Genomic DNA, 15,909 nt, shown 5'->3' on the forward strand with positions numbered 1-15,909 from the left:
GCCGGGAGGGGTCCGCGGCTCCTCACGAGAGCGCCGCGCTCATGGTCAGGGCGGTGGCCCGGCTGCCGTCGGGCAGCGGATAGTAGCCCTTGCGCTCACCGACCCGCACGAAGCCGTGGCGCCCGTAGAGCTTGAGCGCGGGGGCGTTGCCCTCGTCGACCTCCAGATGGACCGTGCGGACGCCCGAGAAGCTCAGGGCGGTCAGGTGTTCGCGCAGGAGCCGATGGCTGTGGCCGCCGCCGCGGGCTGAGGGCGCCAGCACGATGGTCAGGATCTCAGCCTCGTCCGCGGCCTTGCGCGAGAGCACGAAACCGAGGATCGCGCTGCCCCGGCGCAGGGCGTGCGCCTCGGTGGAGCGCTCGCAGAGCAGCCGCTCGAATTCGTGGGCGGCCCAGGGGCGCGCGAAGGCGGTGGCGTGGAGCTTTTCCAGCGCGCTCGCCTGTCCGGCATCGCGCAGGGGGGCGACATAGGGCACGGAGCCCCAGGCGTCCCACCAAGCGGACCACCAGTCGAGGGGCCAGAGCGGGGAGAGCGGTCGCGTCATGCCCGTGCGAGCCTCGCATGGTCCTGCGGCTGGGCGTCCGGCCCGCGCAGGTAGAGGGGACGGGGCAGCGCCTGATCCGGGTCGGCGACGAGCCCGAGGGAGGCGACCCAGGCGATCTGCGGCGCGCCCGTCTCCGCGACCTCCACCGGGAGGCCCGCCGCGCCGGCGACCGCGGCGAGCGCGGGGGCACCGGACCCGGTGAGGATCGCCGGACGCCGGCCGAGCAGGGCGACCGCCTCCTCCAGCGCGACGTGGCGCGGCGGGACCACCACACCCTCCGCCACGCTCATGGCCTGGAGGTAGACGGCGCCGTGGCGCGCATCGATCGCGGCGACGATCGTCGCCTCGCCGTTGAGGGCGAGTTGGGGAGCGAGCAGGGCGGAGAGGGTCGTGACGCCGACCACGGGGATGTTGGCGGCAAGCCCGATGGCGCGGGCGGCGGAGAGGCCGACGCGCAGACCCGTGTAGCTGCCCGGCCCGACCGTGACCGCGACCCGGTCCAGCCCCTCGAAGCCGCCCTCGACCCGGGCCATGATGCGCTCGATCAGCGGCAGCAGCGCCTCGGCATGGCCGCGCACGAGCGGCATCGACTCCTCGGCGAGCAGGTCGTCGCTGTCGTCGGTGGCCACGCAGGCGGCGCAGGCTTCGAGCGCCGTATCGATGGCAAGGATTCGCAAACCGTCGCTTCCGTCCGGCGGCGGACCGGGGGCGCCCGCCATCCGGTTCTTTCTAGGACGAAACGACCGCCTGCGTCAGGGCTTCGACCGCCCGCCTCCCCAAGGAAGCGCGGCGGTGTTGCACCTCTGCCGGTGGGGCGGTCGCCGGACTCAGATCGCCTGGACTTCCCGAACGGAGGGCAGGAAGTGGCGGAACAGGTTCTGCACGCCCTGCCGCAGGGTCGCGGTGGAGGACGGGCAGCCCGAGCAGGCGCCCTTCATCTCGAGGTAGACGATGCCGTCGCGGTAGCCGCGGAAGGTGATGTCGCCGCCGTCGCCCGCCACCGCCGGCCGCACCCGGGTCTCGAGTAGATCCTTGATGGTCGCGACCGTGTCGTGGTCGGCCTCGTCGTAGAACTCCTCCGTCTCGTCCTCGGCCAGGGCCGTGCCCTCGGCGAGCACCGGACGGCCGGATTGGAAGTGGTCCATGATGGCGCCGAGCACGGCGGGCTTCACCTGGGGCCACTCGTTCACGCCGTCGGCCTTGGTGACCGAGATGAAGTCGTGCCCGAAATAGACGCCCGAGACACCGGGCACCGCGAACAGGGCGGTGGCCAGCGGCGAGCGCTCGGCACTCTGCGAATCACGGGCCTCGAAGGTCCCGTCGGTGAGCACCACGCGGCCGGGCAGGAACTTGAGCGTGGCGGGATTCGGCGTGGCTTCGGTCTGGATGAACATCTGAGACAATCCTCGGGTCCGCTGGCGCCGGTTCAAGGCCGGCCGGGAAGCGGCGCCGGGATCAGCCGACGCCGCTTTCCATGTGGACCGAGAGGGCCGGATTCTCAACCGTCCCCGCGACTTGTTGCGGGGCATCATCCGGTGTAGGAAGCCCGTTCATCACGCATATCGTTCGTATCCGCGCCTGAGGAAGGAGCCGCCTCGCATGGCTCGCGTCACCGTCGAAGACTGCATCGAGAAGGTCGAGAACCGCTTCGAGCTGGTCCTGCTGGCCAGCCATCGGGCCCGCCTGCTCGCCGCCGGCGCTCCCCTGACCGTCGAGCGCGACCGCGACAAGAACCCCGTCGTGGCCCTGCGCGAGATCGGCGACGAGACGATCACGGCGGACGATCTGAAGGAGCAGCTCATCCACTCGATGCAGAAATACGTCGAGGTGGACGAGCCGGAGGCCGACACCGTGCCGCTTCTGTCGAGCTCCCCCGCCGCCGCGGCGGTGGCGCCCCAGTCCTCCTCGGACGACAAGAACGTCCAGTTCGACTTCATGAGCGAGGAAGACCTTCTGCGCGGCCTGGAGAATCTGGCCCCGCCGACCGAGACGGACGACGAGGGCGAGTAAGCCTTTCCCACCCGCTCTTGCGCCTTCGCGCCCGCCCTCGGTCCCGAGCGGCGGGCGCTCTCGTCTTCCGGCCCTGCGGTCGGTGCGGGCCGGATGAGGCCGTCACGCTTCGTCTGCGACGCCTTGGGTCTGGCGCGAAGGCCGCCGATGCGGGAAGCTGTCGCGCGATGACCACGGCCGGCCCGGCCGGGCCCCCACACCATCCCAGAGCAGGATCCTTCGGCGGATGATGCGCCAGTACGAACTCGTGGAACGGGTCAAACGCTATAACCCGGCCGCGAACGAGGCGCTTCTGAACCGCGCCTACGTCTACGCCATGCGCGCGCACGGCACGCAGAAGCGCGCCTCCGGCGACCCGTTCTTCGCCCATCCTCTCGAAGTCGCCGCGATCCTGACCGATCTGCGCCTGGACGACGCGACCATCGTCGCGGCCGTGCTGCACGACACGGTGGAGGACACCGCCGCCACGCTCGACGAGATCCGCGAGATCTTCGGCCCCGAGATCGGCGCGCTGGTCGACGGGCTGACCAAGCTCAAGCGCCTCGATCTCGTCTCGAAGCGGGCGGTGCAGGGCGAGAACTTCCGCAAGCTGCTCCTGGCGGTGGCCGAGGACGTGCGGGTGCTGCTGGTCAAGCTCGCCGACCGCCTGCACAACATGCGCACCCTCCACTTCATGCGCGACGACAAGCGGGCGCGGATCGCCGAGGAAACCCTCGACATCTACGCGCCGCTGGCCGGCCGCATGGGCATGCAGGAACTGCGCGACGAGCTGGAGGACCTCTCCTTCCGCACGCTCAAGCCCGAGATCTACGCCACCATCACCAAGCGGCTCGAAGACCTCTCGGCCAAGTCCGGCAGCGTCATCGAGAGCATCGAGCACGACCTCACCGCCCGGCTCGCGGCCCGCGGCATCACCGCCCAGGTGAAGGGACGCCTCAAGAAGCCGTTCTCGATCTGGTCGAAGATGGAGCGCAAGTCGGTCGCCTTCGAGCAGCTCTCCGACATCGTCGGCTTCCGCGTGATCGTCGGCACGGTGGCGGAGTGCTACGCGGCGCTCGGCGTCGTCCATACGAGCTGGCCGATGGTGCCGGGCCGCTACAAGGACTACGTCTCGACGCCCAAACAGAACGATTACCGCTCGATCCACACCACGGTGATCGGGCCCAAGCGCCAGCGCGTCGAGCTTCAGATCCGCACCGCCGAGATGGACGAGATCGCCGAGTACGGCATCGCGGCCCACGCCCATTACAAGGAGGCGTCCGCCGAGGGCGCCGAGGGCGAGATCCATCCGCGGTTGGCCACCGAGAGCGGCGCCTATCAGTGGCTGCGCCGCACCATCGAACTCCTGGCCGAGGGCGATTCGCCCGAAGAGTTCCTGGAGCACACCAAGCTCGAGCTGTTCCAGGACCAAGTGTTCTGCTTCACGCCCAAGGGGCGCCTGATCGCCCTGCCCCGAGGCGCCACGCCGATCGACTTCGCCTACGCCGTCCACACCGATGTCGGCAACACGGCGGTGGGCGCCAAGATCAACGGCCGGCTCGCGCCGCTGCTGCACGAACTCGCCAACGGCGACGAGGTGGAGATCGCCCGCTCCGACGGCGCCTCGCCGCCCGCGGCCTGGGAATCCCTCGTCGTGACCGGCAAGGCCCGTGCCGCGATCCGGCGGGCGACCCGCACGGCCGTGCGCCGGCAATATGCGGGGCTCGGCCGCCAGATCCTCGACCGCGCCTTCGAGCGGGCGGGCAAGAGCTTTTCCGAGGAGAAGCTGCGCGGCTCCCTGCCCCGGCTCGCCCGCGGCAGCACGGAGGATGTCTTCGCCGCCGTCGGGCGCGGTGAGATGTTCTCCGGCGACGTGGTCAAGGCGGTCTATCCCGACTTCAAGGACGAGCGCCGCGCGGGCGCCAGCGGCGGTCCGGCGGCCAACGGGGCGGCGGGGCGCCTCACCCGCTCGAAGGATCAGACCATGCGGCTGACCTTCTCGGCGGAGACGGAAGGGGCGGCCGCGCCGGGCGGCATCCCGATCCGGGGGCTCGCGGGCGACCTGCCGGTGAGCTTCGCGCCCAACGGCGGCGCCGTGCCGGGGGACCGCATCGTCGGCATCCTCACCCCCGGCGTCGGCGTGACGATCTACCCGATCCAGTCGGCCGCGCTCGCCGCCTTCGACAACGAGCCCGAGCGCTGGCTCGACGTGCGCTGGGACGTGGAGGGCTCGCACGAGCGCTTCCCCGCCAAGATCAGCCTCGAATCGATCAACGAGCCGGGCACCCTGGCGCAGATTGCCCAAGTCATCGCCGAGCACGACGGCAACATCGACAACGTCTCGATGAAGCGCCGCACTCAGGACTTCACGGACATCGCCATCGACCTCTCGGTGCCGGACCTCAAACACCTCACCGCCATCGTGGCGGACCTGCGCGGCAAGCGCTCGGTCAGCCGCGTGGAGCGGGTGAACGGCTAGGCCGTCTTGAGAGGCTACCGATCGCCTTGCCGATCGTCATGCGGAACCGACGCGCCGGCGCGTCATTCCGTGATCGGGTCCGCGCATGGCCTGGCGAGCCCGCGACGTGCCTGACCGGAGCGCCCCCATGAAGCTTCCCTTCGTCACCGCGGCCCTTCTCGGGCTGAGTCTTCCGCTCGCCGTCGAGGCCGGCGCGCAGACCCTTCAGCCCGGCATGCGCACGATGATCCAGCGCGGCGGCCCCGAGGGCGTGCTGCTCGGCGTGCGCCTGCCCTTAGGCATCGACGATCCGGCCTATGACGCGCTGCGCGAGGTCGTGCGCGTCCGCAATTAGCGGCCTGCCGTCGCGTTTGCGCCGACAGCCTCCGCTTGCGCCCTGCGCCCGCCGCTGCAAGAAGCGGCGGAAGACGGGATGGGGCGCGAGCGGACATGACGCAGGAAGACGTTCTCGAAGAATTTCGCTCCGCGGGCGCGCTGCTGCAGGGGCACTTCATCCTGAGTTCCGGGCTGCGCTCGCCCACCTTCCTGCAGAAGATGACGATCTTCTCCGACCCGGCCCGGACCGAGCGTCTCTGCCGGGCCCTGGCCGAGGCGATCGCGGCGCGCTTCGGCCGGATCGACATCGTGGTCTCGCCGGCCATCGGCGGCATCATTCCCGGCTACGAGACCGCCCGCCATCTCGGCGCCAAGGCGATCTTCGTCGAGCGCGACCCCGGCGGTCCCTTCACCCTGCGCCGCGGCTTCTCGATCCCCGCCGGCACCCGCGCGGTCATCGTCGAGGACATCGTCACGACCGGGCTCTCGGCCCGGGAATGCCTCGCCTCCCTCACGGACGAGGCCGGCGAGGTGGTCGGCGCAGCCTGCCTGATCGACCGCTCGGGTGGGCGCGGCGAGATCGGTCTGCCGCTCCTTTCGCTCGTCACCCTCGACATCCCGACCTATTCCCCCGATGCCCTGCCGCCGGAACTCGCGGCGATCCCGCCGGTCAAGCCGGGCAGCCGCGCGCTGCCGAAGCCGTGACCCCTCTCACGGATCGTCGCGCCGGTCCGGCCTCTGGTCGGCATGCCTGCGACACGTCGAGGCGTCGGCGGGATCTGAAAATCAGTTTTCCACTCCACGCAGCCTTCGTCGCAAAGCGCCTGCTGCGCCGTCGTGTTCGAAGGAGAGTGTTCGAGGGTTGGGCGCTTTGTGAAGTTGAGTTAACCTGAGGTAAATATTTTCATATAGAAGTTGATCGCTTGCCTGTGTCGCAACTATTGCGGCAGTGCCGAAAATCCTAAAGTGTTCTTTCCAGCGTACGGCATGATCTTGCGATCCCGCCGCTAACACTCTGGTTCGATCTGGGCCCGTGCTTGACAGGATAGGTTGGCTCCGTCACGAAAGACGGATAGGGCCGTCGCCTGTGCGGGTGCGCTCGCTTCGCGCCCGTTTGAGCCGCTCCCGTTTGAGGCGGCCACAAACCCTCCGAACACAAGCGCGCCTGCACGAACGAAGGCTGCTAGCGTTGGATGGTTCGGTTTTGCACGGGTCCGTGCAGAACCCGGATCTTCGATTTCATGAACCGCTTCTATTCCTAAATTGGCAAGAGCAGTTTCTTTCAGCTTCAAAATACGGATCATTCAATGCCCGATAAGCAACGCACCGCGATTTTCATCGACGGTGCAAACCTGTACGCCACCACGAAGGCGCTCGGTTTCGACATCGATTACAAGCGGCTTCTCAAGGATTTCCAGAACCGCGATAATCTGATCAGGGCGTTCTATTATACTGCCATGATCGAAGACCAAGAGTATTCTTCGATCCGTCCGCTGATCGACTGGCTCGATTACAATGGTTACCGCGTGGTGACCAAGCCTGTGAAGGAGTTCACCGACTCCGCCGGGCGCCGCAAGATCAAGGGCAACATGGATATCGAGCTCGCGATCGACGCGCTCGAACTCGCCCCCTACATCGATCACATGGTTCTGTTCTCCGGCGACGGCGATTTCCGCTCCCTGGTGGAGGCGATCCAGCGCCGGGGCGTGCGCGTCTCCGTGGTCTCGACCATCCAGACGCAGCCCGCGATGATCGCCGACGACCTGCGCCGTCAGGCGGACGAGTTCGTCGATCTTGCCCATCTCGCGGCCCGCATCGGGCGCGATCCGAGCGAGCGGCCCGTCCGTGCACCCGGCGAGGGGCCGCGCCGCGATTTCGCCGAGCGGGCACCGCGTTCCAATCCCGGCCTGGAAAGCCGCTACGGCATCCGTCCCGGTGCCTCCGAGGAAGAGCCGGAGGGCTGAGCGGGACACCGCTGCCCCGATCGCGATGACGGGAGAATGACCCTCACCGTCATTGCGAGGCGAAGCCGTGGCGACCCAGAGCGCCGTGCCATCCGGAAAGGTCGCGCGCCTGGATCGCTTCGCACGCGCTCGCGATGACGGTGGCGCAGGCTTGAGCCTCCAACCAAACCCGGAACGGTCTCAGCCCTTGTCCCGCATCAGCCGGGCCTTGTCGCGCTCCCAGTCGCGCTGCTTGACGCTCTCGCGCTTGTCGTGGAGCTGCTTGCCCTTGCCGAGCCCTAGCTCGACCTTCGCCCGGCCCTTGTCGTTGAAGTAGATCTTCAGCGGGATCACCGTGTAGCCCTGGCGCTGGGTCGCGCCGATCAGCTTGTTGATCTGGCGCCGGTGCAGCAGCAGGCGGCGGGGCCGCTTGGTGTCGTGGTTGAAGCGGTTCGCCTCGAGGTATTCCGGAATGTAGGCGTTGAACAGCATCAGGTCGTTGCCCGACGGCCCGGCATAGGATTCGCCGATCGTCGCCTTGCCGCCGCGCAGGGATTTCACCTCGGTGCCGGTCAGCGCGATGCCGGCCTCGAACGTGTCCTCGATCGTGTAGTGGTAGCGGGCGGAGCGGTTGTCGGCGACGACGCGCCGGCCGGGTTCGGGTTTGGGTGCCATTCGTCTTCAGGTTCGCGGTCGGGCGGCGGCTCCTCGATATGGGGACCGCCGCGGGCTCCGGCGAGGCTTCTCGCCGGATCTCCTCGGATCGGGCCGGCGCTAGATCAAGCCGGCATGCGCCAGCGCGGCGTCGACCGCCCGGCGGCAGCCCTCGGTCGCCGGCACCAGCGGCAGGCGCACCTCCTCCGACATCAGCCCGAGGCGCGAGAGCGCGTACTTGGCCGGCACCGGGTTCGATTCGTAGAACATCTGCACGTGCAGCGGCATCAGCCGGTCCTGGATCGCGAGCGCCTTGGCGTAGTCGCCCTTGAGCGTCGCCTCCTGAAGGTCGGCGCAGAGCCGGGGCGCGACATTCGAGACCACGGAGATGCAGCCGACGCCGCCATGGGCGTTGAAGCCGAGCGCCGTCGCATCTTCGCCAGAAAGCTGGATGAAGTCTTCTCCCAAAGCCTGCCGCTGGAGGCTGACGCGGTCGATCTTGGCCGTGGCATCCTTCACGCCGGCGATGTTCTTCAATTCGAACAGGCGCTTCATGGTGTCGACGCTCATGTCGACCACGGAGCGGCCGGGAATGTTGTAGATGATGATCGGGATGCCGACGGCGTCGTTCACCGCCTTGAAGTGGGCGTACATCCCCTCCTGCGTCGGCTTGTTGTAGTAGGGCGTGACGGTGAGCACCGCATCTGCCCCGACGCTCTCGGCATGACGCGCCCGCGCGACGGCCTCTCGCGTCGAGTTCGAGCCGGCGCCTGCGATCACCGGCACACGGCCGGCGGCTTCCGCGACGCAAACCTCGACGACGCGGTCGTGCTCGATGTGGCTCAGCGTCGGGCTCTCGCCCGTGGTGCCGGTCGGCACCAGCGCGTGGGTGCCCTGCTCGATCTGCCAGTTCACGAATTTCCGGAAGGCCGATTCGTCGAACTCACCGTCGCGGAAGGGGGTCGCGAGCGCGGTCATCGAGCCGCGAAGGCGGGCGTGCGTATCGGTCATCCTGGCGTTCCCGGCCGTTCTTCTTGCCTGCGTCTGGCACGTCCCGGCGGCCTCGGCCGCAGGCGGGACGGGCGAGACATAGGCCCTCCCCCGTCCGCGCGCAAACGCTTCGCTTGCGCAGTTAATGCCATCTTAACGGACTTGGGCCGAGCTTAAGGCTTGGCCTCCGAGTCGGGGTGTCTGATGACCAAGGCGTTGCCCGCCCGCTCCCTGCCCCTCCTCCTCGGGCTCGCATTGTCCGGCAGCGCGATGCTGGCCGGGCCCGGCGCCGCCATCGAGCCGCGCAACCCGCAGCCGGCTTCGGCGCCCGCCGCCCCGGCGAGCGACGCCACCGCCCCCGCCGCCCGGGTGAACGACGCCCAGAGCCCCGCCGCCGACCCGGTCGCCGCCGATGCGTTGCGCCTCGATCCGAGCGCGAGCGAGGCCGCCGCTGACACCCCGCTGCCGGCGGCCGCCGCGGCCTACGCCTCGACCGAGGGCGATGCTGCGGTCGCCTTCCCGCTGCCCGATGCGGGCGTCTCGCCCGCCGCCCCCTCCCCCGAGGTGCCCGACCCGGGCCGGCCGGTCGTCTCCGGGCAGACCGATCTCGGACAGCTGCGTCAGGCGATCGATCTCTACCGCAAGGGCAAGGCCACCGACGGCGACCGGCTCGCCGAGACCTTCACGGACCCGGCCGCCCGGGCGCTGCTCGAATGGGTGGCGATCCGTGCCGGCGCCGCGATCAGCTTCGAGCGGGTCGTCGCCTTCACCCGGAGCAATCCCGACTGGCCGGCGGGCCCGCTGCTGCGGCGGCGCGCCGAGGAGCGGCTGCTCTCCGAGAAGAAGAGCCCGGCCGTGGTGCGGGCCTACTTCGCCAGCGCCAAGCCCCAGAGCGCTCCCGGCAAGTTCGCCCTGGCGCTGGCCCTGCGCGCCGACGGGCTCGACGCGGACGCGACCGACCTCGTGCGCGACCTGTGGCGGGAGGAGAGCTTCGGGCGCAGCCTGGAAGCCAAGGTCACGGACGCCTTCCCCGGCCTGCTCACCGTGGTCGATCACCGCTACCGGATGGAGCGCGCCCTCTTGAAGGAGGATTGGGTCACGGCCGCCCGCGCCGCGGACTATGCCGGCGGCTCCTATGGCAGCCTTGTGCGCGCCCGCCGCGCCGTACAGGGCAAGAAGGGGGGCGCCTCGGCGCTCGCCGCGGTGCCGCCGTCGCTGCGCAACGATTCCTCCTACCTGCTCTCGCGGGCGCAGTTCTTCCGCCGTGCCGACAAGACCGAGGAGGCGGCCAAGGTCCTGCTCGCCGCGCCCACCAACCCCGACGTCATCGTGGACGGGGACACGTGGTGGGTCGAGCGCCGCATCGTCGCCCGCAAGCTGATGGATGCGGGCGATGCCAAGACCGCCTACGCCGTGAGCGCCGCCCATTCCGCGCGGCTGGCTGAGAAGCGCATCGAGGCCGAGTTCCACGCCGGCTGGATCGCCCTGCGCTTCATGGCCGATCCGGCCGCGGCCGAGCGGCACTTCGCCCAGGCCGCGTCCGTCGCCGAGACGCCGATCTCGCTGGCGCGCGCCGCCTACTGGCAGGGCCGCGCAGCCGAGGCTGCGGGCAAGGCCGCCGAGGCCAAGGGCTTCTACGAGCGCGCCGCGCTCCAGCCCATCGCCTATTACGGCCAGCTCGCCCGCGCCCGGCTCGGCCAGCACAGCCTGCCCCTGCGCCAGGCGGCGGTGCTGAGTTCGACGGCCCGGGCCGCCTTCGACGATCGGCTGTTCGTGCGCGGCCTGAAGCTGCTCGCCGCGGCCTCGCTGAAGGAACTGGCCCTGCCGCTCTACATCGACGCGGCCCGCTTCCTCACCGACGAGGCACAGGTCAACGCGCTCGGCGAGGCGGCGGTGGAGGCGCGCGACGCGCGGGCGCTGGTGGCCATCGGCAAGCTCGCCACGCAGCGCGGGCTGGCGCTCGACACCCACGCCTACCCCACCCTCGGCATCCCCGATTACGAGACCTTCACGGCGGTGCCGCAGGTCGAGCGGGCGATGGTGTTCGCCATCGCGCGGCAGGAGAGCCAGTTCGATCCCCGCGCCCAGTCCGGCGTCGGCGCGCGCGGCCTGATGCAGATGATGCCGGCGACCGCCCAGCGGACGGCCAAGCGCGTCTCGACGGGCTACGACACCGACCGGCTCACCAGCGATCCCGCCTACAACGCCCGCCTCGGCCAGGCCCATCTCGGTGAGCTGATGGAGGACTGGAAGGGCTCCTACATCCTTGCCTTCGCCTCCTACAACGCGGGCGGCGGCAACGTGAAGAAGTGGGTCGATGCCTACGGTGACCCGCGCCGGCCCGATGTCGATCCGATCGACTGGGTGGAGCGCATCCCCTTCACCGAGACGCGCAACTACGTGCAGCGGGTGATGGAGAACCTGCAGGTCTACCGCAATCGGCTGGACGGCAAGAGCGCGCTGATGATCGAGCGCGACTTTGCCCGCGGCGTCCGCGCCGCCGTGAGCGCGGAGGCGCAGCCGGTCAGGCCTTAGGCGCCTTCCGCCGCGTAGTGGCGGCGGATCATCCCCTCGACATGGGGCAGCAGGCTCGGCGCGCCGCGCTCGACCACGGGAAGGTAGCGGGCGAGCACCTGTGCCAGCGTGAGACCGTTCTCGGCCCAGGTTCCGCCGCCGGTCAGCGTGTTGAGCAGCAGCGGCTGGAGCCGGTCGAGCATCTTGGCAAAACGCGCCTCGGCGGTCTCGACGGCCTCGAATTCCCGCCACAGCGCCAGGAAGCGGTCCCGCTGCGGGTCGGGGAGCAGCCCGAAGATGCGGTCGGCGGCCGCGGCCTCGATGAAGGCCAGGGCGGCGGCGTCGTAATGGCCGTGGATCGGCACGTCGCCGGCATCGATCTCGACGATGTCGTGCAGGAGCAGCATCGTCACGACCCGCCCGAGATCGATCCCCGGCGCGTGCTCGCCGAGCACGAGGGCGAACATCGCGAGATGCCAGGAATGCTCGGCCGAGTTCTCCCGCCGCCCCTCCCCGATTGTCCGGTTCTGCCGCAGCACGGCCTTGAGCCCGTCGATCTCGGCCAGGAAAGCGAATTGGCGCCTCAAGCCGTCCACGTCGCCCGTCGTGTCGTCCATGCCGAAGATCCCCTGATCGCGCGCCTGCCGCGGAACGGTTGAAGCCTTCCGCGCCGCCGGGCAAGCTGCCGCATCGGCGGCGTCCAACCGGCGACTTGCCCACAGGCACGGTCCCGCCGCTCTGGATCGTGCGGCGGGCACGGATATGGTTGCGCCCGCCATGCCCCCCACGGACACGCCCGCCGATCTCACTCTACGCGCCATCGAGGCCCGCTTCGTCGCGCGGGCGACTGAATCGGATGCGGGCGAGCGCGTCATCGCCGAGTTCTGCGAGGAACTGGTGGCGGCCGGTCTTCCGCTCTGGCGGCTCAGCTTGGCCGTGCCGGTCATCGATCCCCAATTCCGCGGCGCCAGCATCGCGTGGCGGCGCGGAGACGGCGTAGAGGTGTTCACCACGCTCCACGGCCCCGAGGGGGAGGATACGTATCTTCGCAGCCCCGTCGGTTGGCTGCACGCGGCCGGCGGCAGCTTCGTCGGCTGGCAACTGGAAGGCCCGGACGCCTTCCCGGACCTGCCGCTCCTGACCGAGCTGAGGCAGGCCGGCGCCACCGAGTACCGGCTCCATCTGGCCGCCTTCGATCCGGGCACGGCGCTCGAAGGCGTCGGCATCTCGTTCGCCACCGACCGGGTCGGCGGCTTCAGCGAATCGGAGCGGGCGATGCTGGCCGGGCTGGTGCCCGTCATCGCCCTCGTCACGGCCAAGTTCAGCCTCTCGCACACCATGCGCGAGATGCTCGGCACCTATCTCGGGCCCGCCACGGGCGCCCGGGTGCTGGCCGGCGAGATGCGGCGCGGACAGAGCGCGGTGGTTCACGCCGCGATCCTGCTCGCGGACCTGCGCGGCTTCACCGCCCTGGCGGATCGCGACGACCCGCTGAAGGTCGTGGGCTGGCTCGACGAGCATTTCGACGCGCTCGGCGATCCCGTCCAGCGCCACGGCGGCGAGATCTCGAAGTTCCTCGGAGACGGCTTCCTGGCGGTGTTTCCGGTGGCGGAGCCGGACGCCCTCGCCTGCCCCGCCTGCGCGGGAGCGCTCGGCGCGGCGCGGGAGGCGCTGACGCGGAACGCGGCCCTGAACCTCGCCCGCCGCCGCCGGGGCCTGCCGGGCCTGGAGGCCGACATCGTGCTCCATTACGGGCGCGTGGTCTCCGGCAATGTCGGCACCGACCGCCGCCTCGACTTCACGGTGATCGGCCGGGCGGTCAACGAGGCGAGCCGGATCGAGCGGCTCTGCGACGAGCTCGGCCGCTCGCTGCTCCTCTCGGAGGCCTTCGCCCGGCGCTGCGGCACGCCCGTAGTTCCGGTCGGCGAGTTCTCCCTGCGCGGCGTCGGGCGGGCGCAGCGGATCTGGGGACTCGCGGACGAGGCGGACGCGCCGCCCGGGTCAGGTCCGGCGCAGGGCGAGGCGGCCGAGTCCGCCGAGGACGCAGCCCACGAGATAGGCTCCTAGGATCAGCGCCCCGCTCTCGAGCCACAGGCCCCCGCGGCCCGGCACCGTGCCCGTCGCGGCCAGCCCGGCCAGGGCGGCGAGCCCGAGGAACAGCAGGCCGGCGCCGAGGCGGGCGGGGCGGCTGCGGGGCAAGCCGGTCAGGGCACCGACGACGAGGCCGAGTGCCAGGCTTGCGGTCAGCTCCGGCCAGAGCGATGTGGCGAGCGGAATCACGAGCGCAGGCTGAGGCCGATTCCCCGCCGGTCCGGGAGCGGAGCGGCATCCGCCGGGGCGGCGGCCCGGTCCAGCGGCACGCCCGCCTTCTGGAGGTAATCGAGCACGGCCAGCGCCCGCGCCCGCGCGAGATCGGAGCCGGTCTCGGCCTTGGCAGCCTCGCTCGATTCGGGCTTGGCGGCGTCGGTTTTGCCTTCGCTCTCGCCCTTGGCGTCCTTCTGGCCGCTCTCGTCCTTGGCTGCGGTGGCCGCCGGCTTGCCGGCCGGCTTGGCTTTGCGGTCCTTGGCAGATTTCGCCGGCGGCTTCGGCGCCGTTTCCTTCGCCGCCTCGTCGGCGACCGGATCGGGCCGCGCTTCCAGCTTGGCGCCGGGCGGGTCGAGATGGCCGACGACCTCGAGGCGTTCACCCGGACAGGCTCGGGCGAGTGCTGCCACGGCGTCGAGCACGGGATAGAATTCGGGCGCCAGGGCCGCGCTGCCCGGCGCAAAGCGCAGGGGCTGCGCCGTGCGCTCGGCGAGGCGGCGTCCGCATTCCCGCGGATCGGTCGCCGCGATCGGCGTCTCGCCCGAGGTGACCGCGACCGATGTGCTCCAGCCCGCCGGCACCGCCTGCGGCAGCGAGCGGTTCAGGCGGGCGGCACTCTTGGGATAGAGGCTGGTGCCGGTCAGGCGCAGGCCGGTGCCGGTGAGCGTCAACTCTCCGCTCGCCAGCGTCGAGAGCGGGTCGATGCCCGCCGCGGCCGCCGCCGCGAGGCCGGCCGGCGCCCCGTCGGCGAGCCGGGTGCGGTCGTGGATCGTCTCGCGGAAGAATCGCGGGCTCAGCCGGGCCAGCAGGACCTCCCGGGTCGCCCGATCGGGAAGATGTCCGCTCAGGGTGACGCTGTCGGCGCCGCGCCGGATGCGCAGGACGTAGGGCACGATCGGCCGGGCGGTGAGCGCGACCCGGCCCGCCGCGACTCCTGCGGGCCGCCCGTCGCGCATCAGCGCCTCGACCTCGCCGACCGCGCCGGCATCGAGGGCGTTGCCCTCGACCGTGGCGGTCCCGGCCTCGAAGGCGACGCGGCCCTCGTGCAGCAGCCCGGCGAGCCGGAGCACGAAGCGGGTGAGTGCGGTGCCGTCGATGCCGGGGGGCAGGCCGCGGGCGTCGCGCATCCGGTCGTCGATCGCCGCGCCCTCCGCGGCCTCCGCTGCGGCGGCGCGAATCTCCTCGCGGGCGGTTCCGGAGGCGACGTAACCGTTCAGCTCCAGGCTGCCGTCCGTCCGGCGTGAAACGGCGAATCGGAAATCCTCGACCGTCGGCGGCAGGATCTCGACCGTGCCGAGGCTGTAGCCCTGGGGCGGGTTGGCGAGCGCCGTGCGCAGGGCATCGTAGGCGGCCAGACTCGCCGCCTCGCCGCGGATCGAGATGACGGTGTCGTTGAGGGTGGCGACGGCGCCGGTGGTGAGATCCTGCAGCCGCTCGACCGCGAAGGCGGCCGCGTCGGGGAAGTCCCGCGGCGCACCCCGGGCGGCCCGGGCCCGGTCGTCCAGGGACGCCGCGCGCGGCAGGGCCGGCTTCAGGCGCTGGGCCAATTCGAAGGCGCCGACCTCGGCCGGGCGGCTGCCCTTGGCTTCGAGGCGGTCGGCGGCCGGACGCTCCACGGACCAGACGAAGGGCGAGACCTCCTCGATCACGCCGGTGCGGTCGGTCAGCCGGCGCCGGCCCTCGATCCGGGCGAGCCGGTCAAGTGCGGCGTCGCGCTGGGCTGCCTCGGGCGCCTCGCCCGCGGCGATCAAGTCGCGGCCCTCGACCGAGACGCGCAGCCAGGGCTCGGGCTGGCCCTCGCCGGTCGCGGCGACGATCTCCGCCGCCTGCCGCTGCAGGCTCTCGGAGAGACGCGGCGTGCCGAGATGCGCCGCGGCGCCGATCAGGGCGAGGACGGGAAGGCCGGCGATCCAGCCGAGGCGGACCAGGCGGCGCGCGGGCGGTCGGGGCGGTGCGGAGTGGGACGATGGAGTGGACAAGGAGACGCGACCTCGCTCGGCCCGCAGAAGACCGCGCCATCGGGGCGCTTTGAAGGCCGCCGGGCGGTCTTGCCGACCCCCTCATACCGGGACCATCCGCGCCGTCCGAGACCGCCACGGAGCGGGCGAAGTCCGGTCCGTTCGGGGCCCTGCGCATAAAAAACCCCGGCCTCGCGGCCGGGGTCTGGAAGGTGTCGG

Annotated in this window: 15 protein-coding genes; 7 read left to right on the forward strand and 8 right to left on the reverse strand. The window is 70.9% G+C overall.

Annotated elements, in window-relative coordinates:
- Positions 1-22 precede the first annotated feature (22 nt).
- From BY998_RS00385 to BY998_RS00395, 3 genes are all read right to left on the reverse strand, one after another.
- On the reverse strand, positions 23-544 hold the full coding sequence (locus tag BY998_RS00385) for a GNAT family N-acetyltransferase (RefSeq protein WP_110349649.1): 522 nt from the start codon (positions 542-544) through the stop codon (positions 23-25).
- Positions 541-1,221, reverse strand: coding sequence for a tRNA (adenosine(37)-N6)-threonylcarbamoyltransferase complex dimerization subunit type 1 TsaB (tsaB, locus tag BY998_RS00390; protein ID WP_110350221.1), 681 nt, complete (start codon positions 1,219-1,221; stop codon positions 541-543). The genes BY998_RS00385 and tsaB overlap by 4 nt, the downstream gene beginning before the upstream one ends.
- 150 nt (positions 1,222-1,371) lie before the next feature.
- The gene (locus BY998_RS00395; protein WP_110349650.1) at positions 1,372-1,938 is read right to left on the reverse strand and encodes a NifU family protein; all 567 of its coding nucleotides are present in this window, start codon (positions 1,936-1,938) and stop codon (positions 1,372-1,374) included.
- A 205-nt stretch (positions 1,939-2,143) separates the two neighbouring features.
- Between BY998_RS00395 and rpoZ the strand changes: the two genes are divergently transcribed.
- The 5 genes from rpoZ (at position 2,144) to BY998_RS00420 (ending at position 7,291) form a co-directional block, all read left to right on the forward strand.
- On the forward strand, positions 2,144-2,554 hold the full coding sequence (gene rpoZ / locus BY998_RS00400; RefSeq protein WP_110349651.1) for a DNA-directed RNA polymerase subunit omega: 411 nt from the start codon (positions 2,144-2,146) through the stop codon (positions 2,552-2,554).
- Positions 2,555-2,780: 226 nt separating this feature from the next.
- Positions 2,781-5,012 (forward strand): bifunctional (p)ppGpp synthetase/guanosine-3',5'-bis(diphosphate) 3'-pyrophosphohydrolase, encoded by a 2,232-nt coding sequence (locus BY998_RS00405; protein ID WP_110349652.1) that lies wholly within the window; start codon positions 2,781-2,783, stop codon positions 5,010-5,012.
- Positions 5,013-5,139: 127 nt separating this feature from the next.
- Positions 5,140-5,346, forward strand: coding sequence for a hypothetical protein (locus BY998_RS00410; RefSeq protein WP_110349653.1), 207 nt, complete (start codon positions 5,140-5,142; stop codon positions 5,344-5,346).
- A gap of 95 nt (positions 5,347-5,441) precedes the next feature.
- Entirely contained in the window at positions 5,442-6,032 is a 591-nt protein-coding gene (gene pyrE / locus BY998_RS00415) for an orotate phosphoribosyltransferase (protein WP_110349654.1), read from the forward strand.
- Positions 6,033-6,634: 602 nt separating this feature from the next.
- On the forward strand, positions 6,635-7,291 hold the full coding sequence (locus BY998_RS00420; RefSeq protein ID WP_110349655.1) for an NYN domain-containing protein: 657 nt from the start codon (positions 6,635-6,637) through the stop codon (positions 7,289-7,291).
- 180 nt (positions 7,292-7,471) lie between these two features.
- Here BY998_RS00420 and smpB read toward each other — a convergent pair whose 3' ends face one another.
- Both smpB and dapA read right to left on the reverse strand, forming a co-directional pair.
- Positions 7,472-7,945, reverse strand: coding sequence for an SsrA-binding protein SmpB (smpB, locus tag BY998_RS00425; protein WP_110349656.1), 474 nt, complete (start codon positions 7,943-7,945; stop codon positions 7,472-7,474).
- 99 nt (positions 7,946-8,044) lie between these two features.
- Positions 8,045-8,935 carry a 4-hydroxy-tetrahydrodipicolinate synthase gene (gene dapA, locus BY998_RS00430; protein ID WP_110349657.1) on the reverse strand — a complete coding sequence of 297 codons (891 nt, stop codon included), beginning with the start codon at positions 8,933-8,935 and terminating at the stop codon, positions 8,045-8,047.
- A 183-nt stretch (positions 8,936-9,118) separates the two neighbouring features.
- On the opposite strand from dapA, the gene BY998_RS00435 reads away from it, so the two are divergent.
- Positions 9,119-11,449, forward strand: a complete 2,331-nt coding sequence (locus BY998_RS00435; RefSeq protein WP_110349658.1) for a lytic transglycosylase domain-containing protein — start codon at positions 9,119-9,121, stop codon at positions 11,447-11,449.
- Here the strand turns inward: BY998_RS00435 and BY998_RS00440 are convergent.
- On the reverse strand, positions 11,446-12,045 hold the full coding sequence (locus BY998_RS00440) for an HD domain-containing protein (protein ID WP_110349659.1): 600 nt from the start codon (positions 12,043-12,045) through the stop codon (positions 11,446-11,448). The two genes, BY998_RS00435 and BY998_RS00440, sit on opposite strands and share 4 nt — an antisense overlap.
- A 160-nt stretch (positions 12,046-12,205) precedes the next feature.
- Between BY998_RS00440 and BY998_RS00445 the strand changes: the two genes are divergently transcribed.
- Positions 12,206-13,495 carry an adenylate/guanylate cyclase domain-containing protein gene (locus BY998_RS00445; RefSeq protein WP_110350222.1) on the forward strand — a complete coding sequence of 430 codons (1,290 nt, stop codon included), beginning with the start codon at positions 12,206-12,208 and terminating at the stop codon, positions 13,493-13,495.
- Here BY998_RS00445 and BY998_RS00450 read toward each other — a convergent pair.
- On the reverse strand, positions 13,430-13,708 hold the full coding sequence (locus BY998_RS00450) for a hypothetical protein (protein ID WP_110349660.1): 279 nt from the start codon (positions 13,706-13,708) through the stop codon (positions 13,430-13,432). The genes BY998_RS00445 and BY998_RS00450 overlap by 66 nt on opposite strands.
- Positions 13,705-15,711 carry a flagellar motor protein MotB gene (locus BY998_RS00455; protein ID WP_110349661.1) on the reverse strand — a complete coding sequence of 669 codons (2,007 nt, stop codon included), beginning with the start codon at positions 15,709-15,711 and terminating at the stop codon, positions 13,705-13,707. Before BY998_RS00455 ends, BY998_RS00450 begins: the two co-directional genes overlap by 4 nt.
- Between the last annotated feature and the right edge of the window lie 198 nt (positions 15,712-15,909).

It is taken from the genome of Methylobacterium sp. B4 (assembly GCF_003201865.1).
Taxonomy (GTDB): Bacteria; Pseudomonadota; Alphaproteobacteria; order Rhizobiales; family Beijerinckiaceae; genus Methylobacterium.

Excerpts from the sequence above, each read along its gene's own strand:
- BY998_RS00410 (WP_110349653.1), top strand. The coding sequence starts at position 5,140 with ATGAAGCTTCCCTTCGTCACCGCGGCCCTTCTCGGGCTGAGTCTTCCG.
- BY998_RS00420 (WP_110349655.1), top strand. The coding sequence starts at position 6,635 with ATGCCCGATAAGCAACGCACCGCGATTTTCATCGACGGTGCAAACCTG.
- BY998_RS00395 (WP_110349650.1), bottom strand. The coding sequence starts at position 1,938 with ATGTTCATCCAGACCGAAGCCACGCCGAATCCCGCCACGCTCAAGTTC.
- smpB (WP_110349656.1), bottom strand. The coding sequence starts at position 7,945 with ATGGCACCCAAACCCGAACCCGGCCGGCGCGTCGTCGCCGACAACCGC.
- BY998_RS00435 (WP_110349658.1), top strand. The coding sequence starts at position 9,119 with ATGACCAAGGCGTTGCCCGCCCGCTCCCTGCCCCTCCTCCTCGGGCTC.
- rpoZ (WP_110349651.1), top strand. The coding sequence starts at position 2,144 with ATGGCTCGCGTCACCGTCGAAGACTGCATCGAGAAGGTCGAGAACCGC.
- pyrE (WP_110349654.1), top strand. The coding sequence starts at position 5,442 with ATGACGCAGGAAGACGTTCTCGAAGAATTTCGCTCCGCGGGCGCGCTG.
- BY998_RS00445 (WP_110350222.1), top strand. The coding sequence starts at position 12,206 with ATGCCCCCCACGGACACGCCCGCCGATCTCACTCTACGCGCCATCGAG.
- BY998_RS00405 (WP_110349652.1), top strand. The coding sequence starts at position 2,781 with ATGATGCGCCAGTACGAACTCGTGGAACGGGTCAAACGCTATAACCCG.
- BY998_RS00385 (WP_110349649.1), bottom strand. The coding sequence starts at position 544 with ATGACGCGACCGCTCTCCCCGCTCTGGCCCCTCGACTGGTGGTCCGCT.
- BY998_RS00440 (WP_110349659.1), bottom strand. The coding sequence starts at position 12,045 with ATGGACGACACGACGGGCGACGTGGACGGCTTGAGGCGCCAATTCGCT.
- dapA (WP_110349657.1), bottom strand. The coding sequence starts at position 8,935 with ATGACCGATACGCACGCCCGCCTTCGCGGCTCGATGACCGCGCTCGCG.